The organism is Methanobacterium lacus (assembly GCF_000191585.1).
GTDB classification, from domain to species: Archaea; Methanobacteriota; Methanobacteria; order Methanobacteriales; family Methanobacteriaceae; genus Methanobacterium_B; species Methanobacterium_B lacus.
In genome coordinates, this window is record NC_015216.1 from 1573208 (window position 1) to 1594997 (window position 21790).

Annotated in this window: 10 protein-coding genes; 6 read left to right on the top strand and 4 right to left on the bottom strand. The window is 29.9% G+C overall.

Annotated features, from left to right (window positions below):
• Nucleotides 1-210 precede the first annotated feature (210 nt).
• The 4 genes from METBO_RS07725 to METBO_RS07735 all read right to left on the bottom strand — a co-directional run bounded on the left by METBO_RS07725 (nucleotide 211) and on the right by METBO_RS07735 (nucleotide 7926).
• Nucleotides 211-3390 carry an Eco57I restriction-modification methylase domain-containing protein gene (locus tag METBO_RS07725; protein WP_013645134.1) on the bottom strand — a complete coding sequence of 1060 codons (3180 nt, stop codon included), beginning with the start codon at nucleotides 3388-3390 and terminating at the stop codon, nucleotides 211-213.
• A gap of 4 nt (nucleotides 3391-3394) precedes the next feature.
• A complete protein-coding gene (locus METBO_RS07730) occupies nucleotides 3395-6541 on the bottom strand; it encodes a helicase-related protein (protein WP_013645135.1) in 3147 nt (1048 codons plus the stop codon).
• Between the two features lie 342 nt (nucleotides 6542-6883).
• Nucleotides 6884-7048, bottom strand: a complete 165-nt coding sequence (locus METBO_RS13630) for a hypothetical protein (protein WP_158304901.1) — start codon at nucleotides 7046-7048, stop codon at nucleotides 6884-6886.
• Nucleotides 7049-7401: 353 nt separating this feature from the next.
• The gene (locus tag METBO_RS07735) at nucleotides 7402-7926 is read right to left on the bottom strand and encodes a hypothetical protein (protein WP_048186412.1); all 525 of its coding nucleotides are present in this window, start codon (nucleotides 7924-7926) and stop codon (nucleotides 7402-7404) included.
• Between the two features lie 103 nt (nucleotides 7927-8029).
• Here METBO_RS07735 and METBO_RS13030 point away from each other — a divergent pair, with 103 nt between their 5' ends.
• The 6 genes from METBO_RS13030 to METBO_RS07765 all read left to right on the top strand — a co-directional run bounded on the left by METBO_RS13030 (nucleotide 8030) and on the right by METBO_RS07765 (nucleotide 21707).
• Nucleotides 8030-11590, top strand: coding sequence for an MrcB family domain-containing protein (locus METBO_RS13030; RefSeq protein WP_227717267.1), 3561 nt, complete (start codon nucleotides 8030-8032; stop codon nucleotides 11588-11590).
• A 9-nt stretch (nucleotides 11591-11599) separates the two neighbouring features.
• Complete coding sequence (locus tag METBO_RS07745) at nucleotides 11600-13366, top strand: DUF2357 domain-containing protein (RefSeq protein WP_013645138.1); 1767 nt, start codon at nucleotides 11600-11602, stop codon at nucleotides 13364-13366.
• 148 nt (nucleotides 13367-13514) lie between these two features.
• The gene (locus METBO_RS07750; RefSeq protein WP_227717209.1) at nucleotides 13515-15860 is read left to right on the top strand and encodes a DEAD/DEAH box helicase; all 2346 of its coding nucleotides are present in this window, start codon (nucleotides 13515-13517) and stop codon (nucleotides 15858-15860) included.
• A gap of 10 nt (nucleotides 15861-15870) precedes the next feature.
• Nucleotides 15871-17061 carry a PD-(D/E)XK nuclease family protein gene (locus METBO_RS07755; RefSeq protein ID WP_013645140.1) on the top strand — a complete coding sequence of 397 codons (1191 nt, stop codon included), beginning with the start codon at nucleotides 15871-15873 and terminating at the stop codon, nucleotides 17059-17061.
• 112 nt (nucleotides 17062-17173) lie between these two features.
• Nucleotides 17174-19042 carry an endonuclease NucS domain-containing protein gene (locus METBO_RS07760; protein ID WP_265101221.1) on the top strand — a complete coding sequence of 623 codons (1869 nt, stop codon included), beginning with the start codon at nucleotides 17174-17176 and terminating at the stop codon, nucleotides 19040-19042.
• A gap of 217 nt (nucleotides 19043-19259) precedes the next feature.
• On the top strand, nucleotides 19260-21707 hold the full coding sequence (locus METBO_RS07765; protein ID WP_013645142.1) for an AAA family ATPase: 2448 nt from the start codon (nucleotides 19260-19262) through the stop codon (nucleotides 21705-21707).
• Nucleotides 21708-21790 lie beyond the last annotated feature (83 nt).

The following is a 21790-nucleotide window of genomic DNA, read 5'->3' on the forward strand; positions in this document are numbered from 1 at the left end:
CATTCTGTGTATGCTTTTGCCCATTTAGATTTCATATATATATATATATATAAATTTATCCCGTTTAGAGACTTTACAAAGGCATTTTTTACTACAAAAACTGTTTTATTTTCATAATATCCTTTTTGCATACTCTGTTGGTATTGGATGTGTTACACCTACAATTTTCATATTATTTCCCCAAATATTAATAAACTAAAGAGTATTATTCTAGATACCTTCTTCGATTAATTTAACCCATGACATTGACCTTATTTTCTCAATTTTTCTTTGTATATTAACATCATGTTTTATATTTTCGGAAACATCTTGAATGATTTCTAAATTGATTTTAGATATTTTTTCAAGTTTTAATTGATTTTTTAAGGAAAATTTACTATTTAAAAGTTTATTCAAGTATAAACTTTCCCATTCATCAAATTCAACTGTTTTTAGATAATTAGATACTAATTTCATAAGTGTTTCTTCCGAATCGAAATATATTCTTTTCTCTTTAATTTTTTTATCGAAGTATAGTTCATAAAATAGAGTATCAATAATTTCATTTTTGAAAAAATCACCAATTTCTTTGTTTAATGCTGTTTGGTTTAAGAATAACAAATAATCGCAGATTATTTCTAATTCGTTATTATAATTCTCTAAATTAGTTGGAATTGGAATTTGATTTGCATAATAAGCTATCATATCCATCGTCCTTATTGCCCTATCATATGTGAAATTATACAAAAACCATGAGATTATCTTTGAGTTCATTAGTAGTAACATAGATTCTAGATTAATTTTTTCAGACTTATAGAGTACTGCAGTGTCATGAATATTGAAAATTCCTTTTTTATCAACTATTCCCATTAACTGAATATGAGGAAAAGGATTTTTGATATGAGATACTATTTTTTGGATGATTAATTTGGGGATTAAGTATTCTTTTTCAACATTAGAATAAGGTAAATAATGCAAATTTCTAATTTGATACTGAGAAATGTCTTTTCCTTTAAGAATAGGTATGTCCTCTTTATTTTCCCTTTCATTTAACATATACTTAGTTATGTTACTTTGACCCATAGAAATTCGAGTATCAAAATCATTTAGAGTTTTATACTCCTTCAATAAATCATAAATTTCTGCATTTCTATTTAAGCTATAAATATAAAACGGTTCTGAACCGTTATTTGAATCTACCACCTCCCCTAGAGTTTTTGCAATATTTTGAGATTGATTAAAATACCAAATTTCTATATTTCTATTTCTTTCTAGCTTGTTGACAAGTCCAAAAACAATCATTTCCAATTTTACATCTGTAAAAGCTTTTCCAGCATCAGAAAAGAAAAATGTATAGTAATTTCTTAAATACTCTCTTAATTCGCCCCAAGACTCCCCATAAATAGATTTTTTAGGTATTATAAAACTAAAATAGCCATTTGGCTTTACTAATGCATTAAGACCTCTTTTAAAAAATAATTCAGCAATGTCCCCTGTAGGGAAACTAATTTCAAGATTTTTTCGGAATATTTTTTTCTCTTGCGCTGTTAATACTCCCCTAAAGCCATATGGGGGATTTCCAATTACAATATCAAATCCTCCGTCTTTAAAAATCTTATTAAAATCCACTTTCCAATGGAAAGGATTGAAATTTTCATAATCCACAAAGTTTATTCTGCCTTTAGATTCAATGCTATCGAAATATATCCGATCAACTTCTTTATAAATAAATTTTTTAATTGATTCTATTATATCTTTAAGTTTTTCAGCTTCTTCATCTGTTGAGTATGAGTAAATATTTTTCAAAAATGAAATTACTTCTGCATAACTTTGTATATCATTATTCTGCAGGTTTTCTTTAATTTGGTTAAATCCAATTTCATTATTAATATTAAGGGATTCAATGCTGTTCAATACTGATTCATCTATTTTAACTAATAAATTTTGGCCTAATTTCTCTTTAGCCCATCCCATTAATGAATTTCCGATAATAAAGTTATATTCGATATTTGGCAAGGGTTCAAATTTTTGATTTTTTGAGCTACTTATTAACCATAACCACAGTCTTAATTTGCATATTTCAATGGCCCCTTCTTGTATGTCAACACCATAAAGGTTATTAATAATAATATATTTTTTAAGATTATATAAATCCATATTTTTATTTTTAAGTTTTTTATTTATTTTAGATTTATATTCTAGAAGTATTTCGCCAGATTTGATTAAAAAAGCCCCAGATCCACAAGCAGGATCACAAATAGTCATCTTGTCCAATATACCAAGAGCTTCTTCTAAAACTTCAGAGCTATATGCGTTAACAAAATCATCAAAATCTATTTTTTCTACTATTCCAAGTTGATCAAATAGTTTTGGTTTAATAGTATTTTGTGATATAAAATCAGTGATATATTCTTCAGTGTAATATGCACCAATTTCTTTATTACCTTTTAAAAGTTCTCCTTTATCTGAGATTTTCAATTCTTCAAGTTTTATTTCATCTAATTTTACCATAGTGATAACAAATTTTTCGTATATATGGCCAATGATTTCTGGTGTTAGATTTCCCTCGTATTCCCCATAATAATCCATTATTTCATCTTCTATTATCCATGTATATTTGTTGAGTGGTTCGAAGAGATCTTGCCATTGTTTTTTTGTGTATTTTATTATAAGTTCTTCTTCCGAAATTCCTTCGATGATTTTTGGCCTAAATAAGCCACCATTTAGATATCTTGTTTGTATGTAATCTTTAGAACCTATTTTAAGTTTTTGTGTTCCGTTTTTGGCGAAATTTCGGAAGAAAAGGGTTTTTAAGCATCTCCAAGGGTCCGGCATTCTTGATATTATATTTGTGAAAAGTTTTTGACCACTTATTGGCTCTTTACCATTAACATTCAATAATTTTTTTCCACAAATGAAATAAGTGAATAATATCCTGTCAATAATGTGTTGGGCTGCCATTAAAGATTCATTATCAGATAAATTGTTTTGGTCTCTAATTTCTTTGCCCAAATCTATTCTTAAATACCATAATTTCTCGTAAAAATGATTAAAAACTATTTTTTGGTCAAATAATTCATTTATTGAGTCTTCAGTGAGGTTATTCAGGACTTTTTGTTTTCCTTTTACATATTCAGTTCTATTTTTAAAAACTTCAGGATTGTAAGTAAATATCTGATTTTCCCCAAATGCTCTTGTTACATAGGTTGATTCTGTGCTATTTACATAGCCCCAAATATATCCGGGGTTCATTTTATCTTTAATTTTATCTATACACTCATTTAATTCTTTTTTTGTTTGTGTTTCGATGTATATAAGGTTGGATCCTAATATTCTTTTGTTAGGATATTTGAAGTCTTTGTTGAATGTTCCTAATCTGTTTTGGAGGTATTCTAAGTTATATTTCGTCATTTGATTAAGCCTTTTTGTATTGTATAAATGCAGAAATCATTTTTTTATATTCTTCTGGTCTTTTGATGGTTTCATCAAGGAATTGTTTGTCCTCTGCCCCCTCACTAATCAGAATTGCTTCAAATTCCTCTTCCCATTTGTCTATAAGGTCTGTTTGGAGAGCCCATATAAAATTTCCATCATTAATTTTAGGATATATTTTTTCTTTTACAAGATTAGCTATTTGAAAATTTGTATGTAGTTCTGTAATAAGAATTCTATCAATTACCGTTTTTAATTGAGGAATTTCATCTTTTATTTTGTAAAGTTTTTTGACTATCTCCCTGTCCGTTTTGTGAGATAATCCTTGGTCTCGTTTCTTCCACATTATTTTAATGTATTCTTTTTTGATTTTTTCATAGAAAACCTTAAGTTCTTGAGTTTCATATGTTTTTTGGGGTTTTGGGGTTTGTTCAATGAAGCTTGCAGGTAATCCATATTCATAATAATCATTGTGGAATTTATAAATTCCATAAAATCCTTCCTTTTTATTCACTAGTGTAGTATATATTGGTTTTGAGGGTTTTCGCACAGGAATGTCTTCTTGTTTTAAATTGTAGTGTTCAATACTTTTTCTCAATAGTAGATCTAATTTAGATTCGTCTCTGAAGTGAACTTTATATATTTCTTCAGGGTTTTCTTTTTTGAATCTTTCTTTAAGCTCTTTCAACACTTTGCATTTATTTACATTGGCTAATTGTTCTTTTTCTTTTACCATTTCTTCTGTATCGGACCATATGCTGTAATCAATACCTATCATGCTTATGATGTTAGATATTCGCATATCAAGTTTTTCTATTAAATTTAATTCCTGGTCTATAGATTCATCGGGATTGAAATTTCTTATTTCAATTTGTTTAGGTTCATTTATTCTCGTGGCCCTACCTACTCTTTGGATGATTTTTACAGGATTGTAAGGTAAATCATAGTTTACAACTATGTCTGCTTCAGGTAGGTTGAATCCTTCCGCTAAAACGTCTGTTGATATTAAATGCTGGAAATAACCTGCTTTGAATCGTTTAATTTTTCTATCTTTAGAAGATGGTTTCATCGATTGTCCTTTGAAATTTACTCCTGCAACATAATCAACACTAAAATCATTTTTTAAATTAATAGTTAAATATTCTAATGTTGCAAAAAATTCTGTGAAAATTATGCATTTTTTATCTGGATTTTCTTTAAGAATTTCTTTGAGTTGTTCCAGTTTCGTATCATCTTTAAATACATAGTCACTTTTAAATTTTTCAAGTTCATTTAGCATTTCAGAGGTTTTAACTAAATCTTCACACATGTTTTCTATAACTTGGTTTCTTTCTTCATCCGATTCAAAATTTTCGAATACTTTAGCTGCTATCTTATGTCTTTCATTTAAATCCCTATCAATTATGTATTTAAGATCATTAGGAACGTTTGTTTTATTCAAAAAGTTAATATATGTATTTATACGGTCATGAAGTTTTTTTACTGATTTGTAGAAAGCATAGATGCTACTTTCAGCTCTTTTGTATAGTACCCATTTATAAAGATAAATCAAATTTTTATCTTCGTAATATTTGAATGCATCTTCTTCTTTTTGGAATTTAGAATGCTCATAATTGAGAGAAAGAAGAAAATCGGGAAGTTTATCAAAGAAATTGGTGTGATATTCTTCGGGATAATTAAAAGTTTCGCCAATTACAATTGGTTCTGGAATTTCGGATGTTCCAGCTAACTTAAGAAGATCATCAGAAAAATACTCTTTTACCATATTTCTAGTAGATTTAACTATCAATTCTTTCTCTATATAACCTTGGAGTTCAATTACTTCATTTAATAGTTCTTTAGAGTCATCTTGTGATTTTTCAAGTTTATTAACTTTAGTCTTAAAATCTTCGTATCTAGATTTCAGTTCTTTATCTAACCAAGTATCTTTGTTAACCTCATAAAATAGGTCAATAAGACTAGTAAGATCGCTAATTTTAACGTTTATAGGAGTAGCTGTTAAAAGTAGATATTTAGCTTTAGGAGATCTGTGAATAACTTCTAAAATATTTTTTCTGCGATTTGATGAATTCCTTAGGTTATGTGCTTCGTCTATAACAATCAAATCATAATTCAAATAACGGCTAGCATCAAAATTTTTCTGCTGTAATTCACCAAAACTGATTTTCTCAACATTCAAGTCATATTTCATAAGATATTCATTCCAAACACTATCTTTACCTTTTAACAAGTTAGGAGGCCCAATAAGAAGAGCTTCCATGTCATTGTTTTCGATATATCGCATGACTTCTAAAGCTACATATGATTTACCTAATCCCACTGAAGATGCTAAAATACAACCATTGTATTTTTCTAGAGTGCTCATTACTTGATAGAAATCGAAACTTTGGAACTTAACAAGGAGGGTGTTATCACTAATATCTGAGTTATAAAACAAGTATTCTTTGTCCATTAGTTTGATTAGGTTTTCGAAGAAGTTTTTTGGTTCGTAATAGATGAAATCATATTTTTTATAGGTTTTAATTATATCTAGAACGTTTAGGTCTTCTGTTGATCGATCCCATAAATTTTTGAACCATTCTTTATGAACTTTTTTTAGGCTTTTGGTTGTGTTCATAGGGGCTGTGAGTTCAATGTTTCGCGTAAGGCCTGCTGAAGTCAGATTAGCGGAACCTACATAAATATCATCAATTGAAATTCCATCATAAAAGAAGTAAATTTTTGCATGGAACCTTTGGTCAGTGAAGACTTTGAATTTTATTAAACCTTTGTGGATTAGGTCTTCTAGGAATTCCATATATTGTTCTTCATGAGTATTAAGTGCATATTTTACCATACTTGCTGCATCTATGAGGGCATCTTTGGTGGTCTTATTGGTTTCTTTGCCCATCATTATAAGGAGGGGTGCACGAGTATCCCAATAGTTTTTGTAGGTATCGGAACCAAGTTTCAATTTATTAATATCAATAATATTATAAAATTCCCCGAAACCATCTAAAAAGAAAAATCCACTACCTACGTGAAATTTAAAATCTTCAGCATCATCATAATATTCTCTAAAAATATCAATCATGTTAACATGAACAAGCCCATCTTGAAGGCTCTTTTGATTATCAACAATCCTACTCATATAATACCCCCCCCCCAAGAACGTTAAGAAAATGAAATTGAATGTAAGAACTAAAAATATCTATAGTTGTGTAACGATAGAGTAATATACCCCTTTCGAGTGTTATTTACAAGATTTCGTTTTGTAAACCACTCAATAGAATACATCGTCTTCTTTCATAATGTAATATTTAGGCTTTCAGGTTATTATATATACTCCAAGATACTTATTATAAATATTTAGTCAGTTTCAGGCCATTTATCATGAAATCATTTCTTTTATTCCACATTTAGTATAAAACTCTTTCATTCTTTTTATTTCGATCATATTTCTAGTACGTGTATCAAATTGATCCATGTAGGATTATGATGGATGCAACATCCCGCGCTGATCAATTATTGTGTAGTCTAACCTGTTCAAGAGTTCAGTGGAATCAAATTTTCCTTCTGTATCCTTCTTAATTATTATTGGTTCTATAAGTTTTCTAAAATTGTTTCCAGTAGAGAAATATTCTACAAGTTTCCTCAACAATTTATCATGGTCTATATTACTCCTATTAGATGTATATTTTCGGCGTATATAAATATTTATCCACTTTATGTAGGCAAATCATGATAATAACTTGATATTCAAGGAATAATAAAAAAAAAGACTATCATCAATTCTAGCATCCATTAGATAATATTTAATTAAAATTATTAATATTTATATAGTATTACTAACAATATAATAAGTATGATAAATTGTGATAATTGTTGACTAATTAATTAAAAAAATATGAATAAGTAACTATGCCTGTACTAGTTTGAATCTAAATAATAAATTGAATTATTTAGTTATTTATTCGTGAGGGAGTATGAATGGATTTAAAGTAACATGATTTAAACTTCAATACTCAATAATTTTTTTAAATAATAATCAAAATCGGATTCTACACATACTCTAAAATAATTTAAAGCAGAATATTCTGTGTTTAATTTAAAAATTCCCCTGAATTTTTCATTTAGGTCATTTATTTGATTAGTTTTTGTCTTGGATTGATCAGGAACAACCACTAATAATGGAAATTTATTCAAAAGATCAATTTCACGTTCAGTACCATCCTTGTAATTCAACTTTATCTTTCTCGAAATCATATAAACTGGAATAGGTCCTGCAATCTCTTTAGATGAAGTCGGTTTATTTGAAATAATTTCTATAGCTAAAATTGGTTTTTCACCATCGAAAATTAGTATACTACCATTTCCAATTCTAAATCTAGCTTTTTCTCTAGGGTATAATTCTGGTTCGTCAAATAAAACAATGTTATTTAAACCATTTTGTCCTTTAACATATATTTGAAATTCTAATTCCAGATTAAGTATTGATTGATATATTTTTTCAATTAATTTCTCATCATCTACCATAGTAACCCCTATTATTATGTCTTTTTTTATCATAAAAAACTTTAATTAATTAAAAAATATAAGATATGGGGGTATAGAAATTTTAAGAGAGTACTTTGAACAAATATTAAAAAATTACCTTTCTGCCAAACAAGAAAACTTTGTAGACAACTCTTTGGCGTATAAAATAAGAAAAGAAATTCCTAATGAAATTACCCAAAGTTTAGACGGTGATAAATATATTGTTAAGGGTTCTCCTGGAATGGGAAATTGGGCCCAACTTCCTTGGATTGGAATTTTCAATCCCAAAATTACTTATTCTGCACAATCTGGCTATTATATTGTTTATTTATTTAAAGAAAATATGGATGGAGTTTATTTATCATTAAATCAGGGTGTTACGGATTATCGTAACAAGTATGGCGATAAAAAGGCTTTAGAACATTTGAAGAAAAGTTCTGAAGAATTTAGGGATAAACTTGTATCAGAAGATTTAAAGAAAGAAATTGATTTAGGTAATGGAAATTATGCTCCGTTCTACGAAGCTGGAAATATTTATGCTAAATATTATGAATTTGGAAATATTCCTTCAGATGAAATACTTTTATCCGATTTAAACCAATTTTTAGATCTTTACAAATCAATTACAAATTCTAGTTTTCAATTACAAATAGTTCGAAATCCTGATGAAATAAGGGATTTGGAAAATAGGTTCTTAAATTTATTTAAAGAAAATACTGATGAAATAATTTCAAATACTAAATTTGGTTATACAAAAAAATTAAAAAATTCATACTGGAACAATGATCTAAGTATGGGTTTATCATATGAAGAACTGGATAACAGATTTTGGAATGGTTTAACTCTAAAAAAACCTTTAGAAGGAAATAGAATAGATATTTCTTGTGAAATTAATTTTCCTAAAGAATATAATAGGTTGATTTCAGGAGCATTTGCTAAAAATAGTCAAAATGATTATTACATGATCAATAGAGGGAGGTTAGGTGGGGGAAAATATCAAAAGGAATTTAAAGAAAAGTATGAAGGTGACTGGACTAAAGTCCAAGATGGAGAAAAAATTACAGAAATGGTTGTTATAGGTAATTTAGACGATCCTAAATTCTTATTTAAATTGAAAGAATTTATTTTAGAAGTGGATAGGATCAAATCTGAGTATTCAATCTACACATTGGATATAAGAAGTTTTTTAAATGAAGTTCTTGAAAAATTTAAGGGAATTAGAGCTAGAGATGAACTAGTTAAAGATCATCCTTTATCAGCGGTATTTAATGGTTTTACTGTAAATTTAAAGGAATATATTAACAATCAGTTAGCTCTTAAACCAGAGCAATATCATGTTAAATCCGTTCATTTTGCAAATAATAAATTTACTAAAACCCCATACGTTTATTTCACTGATCAAACTAGATCAAACAATTACTACGTAGGATACATGTTTAAAGAGGATATGACCGGTGCATACTTAGCATTAAACATTAATTCCGGAGTACTAGAAGATCTTTACAAAAACAACAGAGAGTTTTCGAAAATTGAAAAATACGAAGATCATTATATAAACAATCTCAGGAATGAGCTTGGAAAAAAATCAGATTTAACAAAAAATTTTACTAAAATCTCTGAAAACCTTTGGTTTAATAACAGAACTATTTATTCAAGATATTATGAAAAAGAGAATTTGCCAGAAGAAGAACAACTACAAGAAGATTTAATCAATATGTTTGAATTATATGATCTTCTTGTTTCTGAGAATAAGCTAGTTACATTATCAGAAAGATCAGAGATTAATAAAGCGCTGAAATTATTCGAAAAACGGTTTATGGAAGTTAATGATAACAAAGTTGAAAATAATCCCCAAACTAAAAATGTTTACTTTTCAGATAAGCTTGGAATATGGGGAAAATTTGATGATTCTAATAACTATTATTACAACCCTTTTGGAGTGGGTAATCCATCCCAATCTTCTAATAATCAAACATTATGTGAAATTAACTTCCCTCATAACGGAATAAATAAAACTATTTCAGGATTATTTGCTAAAAACTCTGATGGAAAGATTTTTCTATTAAATCGTGGGCATTTCCATGGAGTTAATGCAACAAATGAAAATAATAATTGGAATTGGGTCGAAATAAATGATGGAACTGAAAAAAATCAAGCAGTTTTAATTGGAGGATTAGAAGATAATGACTTCAATGAAAAATTGAAGGAATTTATTTATAAAGTATATGAATTAAAGGGGGGAGAAACATTGGGAGATGATTTCTTTAAATTTTTGACAGAAAGGGGTTATGTGTTTGATAAAGAAATAATTGAAAATTATTTATTATCTCTTAAAATAAAACCGTTCGTAATTTTCACAGGAAATTCAGGTACAGGAAAAACTAAACTTGCACAACTATTTTCTCAGTACTTAAGTTCCTCCAATAAAATCAAACCTACTGAACATAAAATTGTTTATCCAATGAAAAGATCTGTAACAACTTATTCTAAAAAGCATAATGGTGGTTGGAAACTTAAACCTAAGGAAATAAATGAATTAACAGAAATATTTGATTCTAAAACCATTAAAGACTTACCAAAAGATATTGGAATGGAAATTATTGATAAAAACAGAGTTATTTGGGGAAATATTAATTTTGTTGAAGAAAAGCATTCTTATTCTGATGATATACAAGTATATATTTACTATGATGAAAATTCAGATCTTGATAACTTTTTAAAACAAGCTGAAGGTGAAATCAAATGGAATTTAGTCTCAAAGGATTATGGGGAATTTGAAGGAAAGTTGTATGAAATTGTTCCAGTTGGAGCTAACTGGACAGAAAATCGTCATATTTTAGGTTTTTACAATGTTATTACTGGACAATACGAAAAAACCTGTTCATTAGATTTAATATTAAATGCACATGCAGATTTAGATAACCCTTATTTTTTAATTTTAGATGAAATGAATCTTTCCCATGTTGAAAGATATTTTTCAGATTTTCTATCCGGAATGGAAAGCTATGAACCAATACCATTACATAATAATGGAATTGAAGATGTTCCAAAAGGATTAAAGTTACCTGAAAATCTTTTCGTTGTTGGAACTGTAAATGTTGATGAAACAACTTACATGTTCAGTCCTAAAGTGTTAGACAGAGCAAATACCATAGAATTTTTAACACCTTCTGCTTTAGATTACATGAAAAACAATTTGGATACCGGTAGTTTGGATGGTCAAAAACAATATTTAGAAAATCCATTATCAAATTTAGAAATTAGGAATGCTCAAATATTCGAATTAAAAGAGTTAATGTTGGATATTAATACACCAACTGGAAACTTTTGGGAGCTAATTACATTGGAAATTAAAAAATTTCAAGATATTCTAAAAAAAGCTCATTTTGATTTTGGATTCAGAATAATCAATGAGATTATGCGTTTTATGTATGTTTCATGGGTTTATGAAGGTAAGAAATCACAATGGAATAATTGGGAAAGATATTTTGACGCTCAGATTAAACAAAAAATGCTACCAAAAATACATGGATCTCAGCGAACATTGGACAACATAATTTCAGAATTACTTGCTCAATGTAATGAGTATCCAAATTCCAAGCAAAAACTTCAAGAAATGAATGATATTCTCCTTAAGCAGAGATATGTTTCTTATACAAACTAAAGGGATACCATGAATCGTCAGAAGGTTGTTGTCCCAGTAACGTTGAAAAATGAAATAATAGGGCACTTGTCTGTTATCTCGTTTTATCCAACTAACTGTTCTTCAAATTATTTTATGGAAGATATTAAAGAATTTTTTAATGTAATAAAATCCGATGAAATTGATAATGAATCACCTATTTTATATGGTAATTTGGGAAATAACCATCAGTTAATGCTTCTTGAAGAAACAAAATATCAAATATCGTTTGAACCGTTAGTTGAGTATGAAAAAATTCGTATCCTTACAACTATTAGAGATAATTATGAAGATGTTTTCGAACCTTTAAATATCACATCAGAAAATCCTCTTAAAGCTAATATTAATTTTAAAAGTTTCGCAGGTAAATCATTTTTCGATGTTTCAATTGACAATATTAACTCTGATTTAATCCCATTTGAAGTTAGATCTAAAAAAATTAATTATATGAATGAATACGTCGAAATGGTTGCTGAATTGTCTAATGTAATGTCAGGAATATTATTTAAACCTAAATCTCCACTATTTCAGAATTTCGAGCAGAACAACATCCCCAAAAATACTTATTATGAATATTACATGTTTTTGGAATATTTGTTTTTAGATGAAAATTTGCCCTATGCATATGAATACATTAGAAAAAATATTTTTGTAAATTTAAGAAAATATTTGGAAACTGTACCAACTGCCTTTGCTAATAATATTGGAAGTTCCATATTAGTTAATATTGTGAATAATCCTAAAGATCTAATTAAAACTAATAAACCTCCACAGATTTGGCCTGAAAATATGAGAAATTACGTTCCAAATAACATTGAGCAACCTTACTTTGAAGAATCTGTAGATACTCCTGAAAATAGGTTGGTAAAATATTTTTTAGTATCTATTGAAGAAATTATTGAGAAATTATTGGTTGAATTTAAAGAAAACAGCTATTTTAATGATAGATTACAATTATTTAAGACCATGGTTTCGGATTATCTTTCAGATCAGTGGTTAATGGATGTTAACAAGCTTGAAAAAGTGCCAATGAATTCCCAGGTACTACAAAAGAAAGAAGGTTACCGAGATATTTTTAAATATTATTTAAATTATGAATTTGGTTTTAAGCCAGAATGGAATGAAATAGAAGATATTTTCAATGGTAATGAACGAAAATTAAGTGAGCTATATGAAATTTGGTGTTATTTCAAACTTCTAAAGATTATTGAAGAAATTACTAACTATAACATATATTATGAGGATCTATTTCAGATTGAAAATAAGAATATAAATTTGAAACAAGGCCAAAATTCCAAAATAGAATTATATTTTGAGTACAAAGGCAAAAACATTATTTTAAAATTCTTTTACAATTTAACTTTTAGCAAAAATAATTATCAATATTATTCATATTCCCTTCAGTTGAGGCCAGATTATGTAATTGAAATTAATTTTAATGACAAAACTCACTTTATTCTTTTTGATGCTAAATATAAGTCGAAAGGAATTCCAAATGAGGACTTATTCAATAAAAAAGATCATATATACAAATTTGAAGATGTATATAAGATGCATACCTATAAAGATGCTATAAAAAACTCTTTAGGAGCTTATGTACTTTATCCCGGAGGTGAAGCAGTTATATTTCCTGAAAATCAAAACAATCTGATACCCTCTGTTGGAGCATTTAATTTAAAACCAGGAAATAATCTAAAAGAAAATAAAATTGAAGATTTTATCAGAGATATTTTGGATTGGTTAATTAAAGAATCATAGGTATTAAATAAAAAAAATTGATATTTAAATAGTTATCATATAATTGAATAATCAATAATGTATATGTAAATATAAAATATTGTTATTGAGATTAAATTTATAATATTGTTATTAATTTAAGGAACGTAAAAATATGATAAATTTGAATATGTTTGAACAGTTAGTGGTCAAAAATCTCAACCGTGACATACGATTAATTGTAAACCCTGATCAAAATAAAGCAATCTCAGCCCCAACTGATCAATCTCAATTCATCGTAGCAGGACCTGGCAGTGGTAAAACCACCGTCATGGTGTTGAAAATATTGAAATTTATCTATGTGGATGATGTTAACCCTGGAAACATTCTTGCAACAACTTTTACCCGTAAAGCTGCTGCTGAATTAAGATCCAGAATTCTGAGTTGGGGTGACATACTCAAGCAGCAGTTATTAAATGATCCTGAATTTGCTGATTTGCATAGTAAACTTAAAAAGCTTGATTTTAACCAAATAGTCACAGGTACGTTGGACAGCATCTCTGAAGAAGTTTTAAGGAATCATCGAGCTCCAGGCTCACCTCCACCAGTGGTGATCGACGAGTTTGTTTCAAATGCATTGATGATGAGGGCAGGTTTATTTAAGGATGAAAAACATCACAACGAAGATCTTAGAAATTTCCTGATAAAAATCAGAGGAGGCTCTTCCTTTGGTTTAAACACCAATGAGATGTGCAGATGTTTATTAGAAATTAAGGATCGGGTGTACTATGATCAGGTTTTTTGGGATGAATTTTCAAAAGACGAAGATCCAGGCGTTAAAGTAGCCTATGCAGTTATTAATGATTATCTAACAGAATTGGATGAAAAATTGCTATACGATTTTTCATTAATTGAAGCTGATTTTCTTGATAAGTTAAGGGATAATAAATTGGAAAGTTTTCTAAAGGATATCAAATTAGTTTTGGTTGATGAGTATCAAGATACAAACCTTTTACAAGAACAGATCTACTTTGAAATTGGAAAGGCCGCCTTAAAAAATGGTGGAAACTTGACTGTTGTGGGTGACGATGATCAGTCCCTCTACAGATTCAGGGGAGCAACGGTTGATCTCTTCACCAACTTTAAAACCAGGATATTTAAAGAACTAAAAATTGATCCTGAATTGATCTACCTCTCTAAGAACTATCGTTCAACTTGTAACATCGTAGATTTTTGTAACGAATTTTCTGTTTTAGATGGGGCCTTTCAACCAGCAAGGGTTAAGGGAAAACCACCAATTGAACCTGCAAGAAAAGCTAGCACAGAATTTCCAGTATTAGGCATGTTTAGAAGTGATGTAGAAACTTTATCAAAGGATCTAACAAAGTTTGTAAAAGAAATAATTCATGGAGACGGATTCAAGTTTGAACATTGTGGAAAAGAGTATGTTATAAAAGTAGATCCAATGGAAGGATCTCCCACAGATATTGCTGTTTTAATGAGTTCTCCATTAGAAATTAATTCATTTAAGAAGAAACGTTTGGCCCATTATTTAAGGGAAGATTTGGAGAATGCTAATCATCCATTATCTGTTTTTAATCCAAGGGGCCAAAATCTAGAAAGAACTTGGGAAGCAAGTGTTTTGTGTGGTTTGTTATTGAAATGTGTTGATCCATGTTCAACCATTCAAGCATCTATTGAAAAACTTCCAAAAACTGCTCAAAGAAGATTTGAATCTTGGAGAAAAACCGCCACGGAGTACATTGAAACAGATCCTGCTCCCAAAGATCATCTTGGGCTTAAAGATTTTGTTACAGCTTGGCAAAATCGTCAACCTTTGGGCAAGAAAAAATGGTCCAAAGATGTTGCACTATTGGACTTGGCCTATAAACTTGTTACATGGATACCTAGCATGCAAAATGATGTTGAAGGTCTGGTTTACCTTGAAGCAGTGACTCGAACCATTTCACAGATTGGAATTTTCAGTAGTTTCGGGGGAAACATTGTTTTTGATAAAAAATTCCATGATTTGGAGTACAATTCAATTAAAGAAGCTTATTGGAATATTTTTGTTCCAATTGCCACTGGTGCAATCGAAGTTGAAGAGAGTTTGCTTGACACACTTCCAGATAACAGGATCAACATCATGTCCATACACCAATCTAAGGGATTGGAATTTCCATTGGTAATTGTTGATGTTGGTTCAGATTTTAAGATGGATCATCATAAAAATGCATTTAAACGTTTTCCAAATGAAGGTGGAAAAACATGTGACTTGGAAGATCTGATCCGTAAATGTTCCCCTCTAGACATTCCAGATAGATCAGGTAAGGATCGTGCATTTGATGATCTGATCAGACATTACTTCGTCGCATTTAGCAGAGCACAGGACGTTTTATTACTAATTGGTTTAGATACCCTTGAAAATGGTTATAAAACTAAGAATAAACTTAATGATCTTCCAAACATTGGGACAGGCTGGTCCCGGGATGGTAAATGGCATTGGAGAGGTCTAAATAATATTATAAAAATTTAAGGTGTATATTATGAGTCTTTCAGTACGTTCAAAACCCTACATAATTCCAGAGTACAGCCTTACAGGTGATCTTTTAGCATATCTTACATGTGGCCTCCAGTATCGTTACCAAAATAAAGGAACACTTCCACCGGCCATGCCAATACAGTTATGGTTCGGTAATTTTATTCATGGTGTGATGGAAGAAGCCTACCTTAGATGGAAGGAAGATGATGATTGGAAGGATTTTCCTTGGGACTGGAAAACCCAAATTAGAGACATTGAACTATCCATAGACAAAATGATGAGGGCAAGGGGAATGCAACCACCTGCAAATCTTTTCTGTCCATTTCACGAAGAAACTGAAGAACTTGGTTTGTGTCCAGATCATGACCATCCACATAAGTTAGCAGCAAGTATACGGGCCGAAGCCTCTATAAACACATGGGGACCCCACCTATTTCCACTCATAGATGATTCAGAAGTTAAACTCAAAGGCATAAGGGACATGCCCAACTACGAAAAGGATCAGAGCCGTTCTAACTACTATGGAATCAAAGGTATCATTGATGTTTTAAGTTCTGTTAAGATCGATGAGGCAAGTGACAAAAATCTCATAATAAAATATTTACACAACGATCCTGCGTTCCAGTACAAACTTGAAAAACTCGATAAACCAGAATATGAAATAATTGTTGATTACAAAGGTATGAAAAGACCACAACTAGACTCTCCATCATGGAACCATCATAACTGGCAAGTCTTAACATATTCATGGTTAAGATCCATGCAACCTGAATCCAGACCTGTACTTATTGGAATACTATTCTATTTAAACGAGTTATCACTCTTTAAAGAGGATTTAAAGGAACTTAAAAAAGATGTTGAAACTGGAAAAACTGATATAAAACCCTTTGCCGACGATCTTAAGAATATTTTAAACTGGAATCCACATCATAAACCTCCTAAAATTTCAGATTCTCTAAAGAGTTTACGATCCATACGGATCATTCCAGTTGAGTATGATAATCTTGAAACTTCGCTTAAGGAATTTGATTATGTGGTGGCAGATATTGAAAAAAGCATACTCATGGAAGTGAATGGACAGGATATACAATCGTCATGGAGCCCTAATCCGGATGAGAGAACTTGTGATGCATGTGACTTTACAACCTTTTGTAAAGATAACAAATCATCTAAAAGGTTTCCTAGTGTACCTTGAAATATTTTAATCATCTATGTATTCCATTGTAAATATCAGTAATTTTTTAAATACAAATTTAAATGGGGGGATTTAAATTATTGAAAGTTTTATTGATAAAACAAACCAAGAAATAGATAATGAAAACTTTGTTAAAGCGTTAGAATTTGTAGATAGTGCATTAAAAATTGATTCAAAAAATATTGAAGCAAATTTTCTTAAGGGATATATATTGATCAAACTTGATGATTTTGAAAATGCATTAAATTATTACGATACAATAATTTCATTAGATCCTAAAGATTCAATGGCTTATTATAACAAAGGAAATACATTGTATGGATTGGGAAAAGATAGTGAAGCAAATAAAAATATTGATATAAGTCTAAAGTTGGATCCTAAAAATCCTGATACCCTACAATTAAAAGGTCAGATACTATTTGAAGAAGATGAGCTCAATAAAGCCTTAAATTATTTTAACGATGCTTTAAAACTAGATTCAACACATTACTTTTCTTTAACAAATAAAATTAGGACTTTGAATTATATTGAAAAATCTGATGAAGCTATAAAATGTGTAAATTTTGCTCTTAAAAAGTACAAAAAAGATCCTGAATTATTATCCCTCAAAGGTTTGAGTTTAGCACTATTAGAAGAATATTCAGCATCCATAGAATTTTATGATAAATCTCTTGCAATCGATCCCACAAATAATGAAACTATTTGGTGGAAATCACTAGCACTTTGGAATTTAGGAAGAAAACAAAATGCTATAGATCAGCTTGAAAAGGGTTTAAAAATAGATCCAGAAGATTATAGTTTATTGAATAGCAAAGGAGAATTTTTAAGAGATTTAAATCAGCCCGAAGATGCTTTAAATACGTTTGGATATATGCAAAGTTTGTATCCTGATGATCCAGAAATTTTATATCAAATTGGTAATCTGTATAAAGATTTGAACGACAAAGAGAAATCTATCCAGTATTACAAAAAATTTGTAGAAATGGTGAGAAAGAATAAGATTTTAGATCTTTTCAACAAATCTCAAAGAGTTCAGGAGTATTTAAACTGGATTGAAGAGACAAACGAAATCATTACAATTTCTCCCCAGAAGAAACCTCAATACTGGCAATGGTCAACTAAAGCAGAATATTATCTAAACCCGGATGGATCAGAGAGAAGTGAGCTTGACCCGGGAATTTCATTGGATCCGGGTACAATGTGGACATGCCATAAGGATACCTTTGCAGGAGACCTTATATTACTTTATAGGGCAGGAAAAAAGAAAGGAACCACCTATCAAGATATAAAATATCTAATTATGGCTCGAAGCGATGCTTATCCCCTAGAAGATCTTGAAGAAACTGTTGAAAATGGTTGGGAATATGGTTGCGATTTTATTCCACTCTACAAATTTGAAAATTCTTTAGAATTATCTGAAATGCGTAATGACCCTTATTTAGAAGGTTGGAATGCATTAAATGCATTATTCCATCGTTTATCTTATAAAACTGAAGAAAAATATTGGAAACATTTAACTGATTTGTTAATTGACAAAAATCCTGATTTTGCTAATTTTATGAAAGGATTCGATCGTGAAAAGCTTATCTCTCAAATTCGTACAGAAAAAGAAGTTGAAGATAAATTAGAACAAAATATTAACATATTTAAAAGATTCAATCATGATTTGGAAATCGTTAGCCGTCAAGAGAGATGTCGTGGAGATGACGGAATAATAGATCTTCTATGTAAAGATAAAAATGAAGGAAATTTTGTTGTAATCGAGTTAAAAATTAACAAGGCAAACAGAAACACATTCGGACAAATTTCAGGTTACATGGGTTGGGTGATGGATCACAAACCTACTGGTAAATCTGTTAAAGGTATCGTTGTAAGTAGAGGTTATGACAACAAATTCAGATCTGCATTGAAAACCAATCCCAACATTGAACATATTGAATTAACGGATGTTCTCTCGGAGTTGGATATGAAACTCATTTAAACTTTATTAATTTGAATACAACGGGGGGGTATAAACATCAAAGAAACTAACGTTCCTAAAACAGTTTTAGATGATATATGGGCAGATGTGATTTTAAAACTAAAGAGTAATTCTGAATTTGATTCTGAAACAATTGAAAATTTAATATCAATTGTTAAATATGAGCCAATTAATCCCGAGGAAATTATAGATCTTTTCACTGATTGAGGTTTTTATCATGAAAGTTCTTGAACTTGAGATCACAAATTTTAGGGGCATTAAAAATCTTAAAATAAATCCTGCAGGGAAAAATTTTATGATAATAGGCCCAAATGGATCTGGAAAAAGTGCTGTTGTAGATGCTGTGGACTTTCTTTTAACTGGACAGATATCTCGTATGACAGGTAAAGGCACAAAAGGAATTAATCTAAAAAAACATGGCCCACACATTGATCATTCCCCTCAAGATGCTAAGGTTCGTGCAGTAGTCCAAATTCATGGTGTTGAAGAACCCATTGAAATACAAAGAACTTTAGATTCTCCCAACAATTTGATATGTACTGATTCAGTTCGAGATAATTTACAACCTGTTTTAGAGTTAGCTAGTCGCGGACAGCATGTTTTAACCCGCCGTGAAATACTTAATTATGTCAATGCAGATTCTAGTACACGTGGAAAACAAATTCAAACCCTTCTTAAAATTACAGACGTTGAAAAAACAAGAAGCATACTTAACCAAATTAAAAATACCCTAAAAACTAATCACACAGCCAAAGAAAGTGCTCTTAAAACCATAACTAGCACATTATGTAACAATATAGGAATTGATACTTTTGACTCTTCAAAAATTCTTGCCTTTACAAATTTAAACAGAAAAATATTGGGTGGAAAACCTTTAGAAATACTTAGTTCCGAACAATTAAAATTGGACATTAAATCTCAAAATCCTGTTTCAAACTCTGGTTTAAATCTTGATCTGTTAAAAAAGGATATTGAAAATCTTTCAGAGTTAATATCTGACGAAAATCAAAAAGAAATAAGTAAAATAATCCTTGAGTTACATGAATTAATTGAGGATATTAATTCAAATCCTAATTTAAAAAAATCAAACGAACAACTCAAACTTACACGGCTTGGAATTCAATTAATTAATCCGGAAGGTAAATGCCCACTTTGTGATAAGCCATGGAAAAAAGGAGATCTTAAAACCCATTTAAACAATAAAATAGATGAACTTAAAGGAGCATCCGAAAAGTTAGATAAAATAGAAAAACTAACTGAATGTCTTATTAATGATATAAACTTAAAAACGGCAAGTTTGAATGAAATCATAAAAGCTACTGACAAATTAGAATTAAATAATGAAAAGGATATCTTGAACCATTGGTTGGATAGTTTAAAAGAATTATTATCTTCCATTGAGGATGAAACCTATTTTACCTCAAAAATAGACAGTGAAAAGGTTAGTGTTACTTTTTCCCCAGAGCATATAGATAAGGTTTTAGAGGGAATTTACAGCATCGCAGTTAAAAAAACTCCAGAACCTTCAAAGGAGCTAACTGCTTGGGATAATCTCACAAGGCTTGAAGAAAATCTGAATAACTATGAAATTTCCCGGGATGATTTCAATAAATCTTTTAAATCTTATTACAAAGCTGAAATTCTGTTAAACACCTTTTTAGAGTCAAGAAATTCTGTATTGGATAAATTATTTACAGAAATTAAGGACCGTTTTGTTGAACTTTACAAGGAACTTCATGGAATTGATGAGAAGAACTTTGATGCCCAAATTGTTTCAGATGGTGCAGGAGTAACTTTTAAAGTTGATTTTCATGGAAAGGGTGTGAATCCTCCAAATGCAATGCATAGTGAAGGACATCAAGACAGTATGGGAATCTGCCTTTATCTTGCCTTGGCTGAAAGACTCACCACAGGATACATAGATATAATAATTTTGGATGATGTTATGATGAGTGTAGATGCTCCTCATCGTCGTCAAATATGCCATATGCTAGCAGAATTCTTTAAAGGAAAACAATTTTTCATAACTACCCATGATCAGACATGGGCCAGACAGTTACAATCTGAAGGTGTTATTAAAGCCAAAAATAGGATAGAATTTTCCAATTGGACAATCCAGAATGGACCCTCAATAAATGTGTTTGGTGACATTTGGGAGTTAATAAATACTGATCTAAACAAAAATGACATACCATCTGCTGCTGCTAAGCTTAGAAGAGGATCTGAAGAATATTTTACACAAGTTTGTGCATCACTTAGAGCGCCTGTTAAATTCAATTTTAATGGACAATACGAGCTTGGAGATTTATTAACTGGAGCATTATCCGAGTATAAAACTCAACTGAAACATGCTAAATCAGCTGCAAATTCCTGGGGAAATAATGAAGAACTGGAAAAATTGAAGGAAGTTGAACTATTTTCAAAGGATGTTTTTAAACGTTTGAATATGGAACGTTGGGCTATTAATCCGGCTGTACATTATAATCAGTGGGCTGACTTCACACATGAAGACTTTAAACCTGTTGTGGAAACTTTCCACGATCTATTTTCAATCTTTAAATGTTCGGAATGTGGAACTCTTTTACATCTAATTACACAAGGACCACGTGCAGAAGTTGTTAAATGTAACTGTGGAAATGTTAATTGGAATCTCATTGATAAATAGTGAATTTGTATTTTATGAACAGTTAAAAAATTGTTTAAATTTGAACCTTAGTTGATTAAAATTGAATAATTGATAGTGGAGTG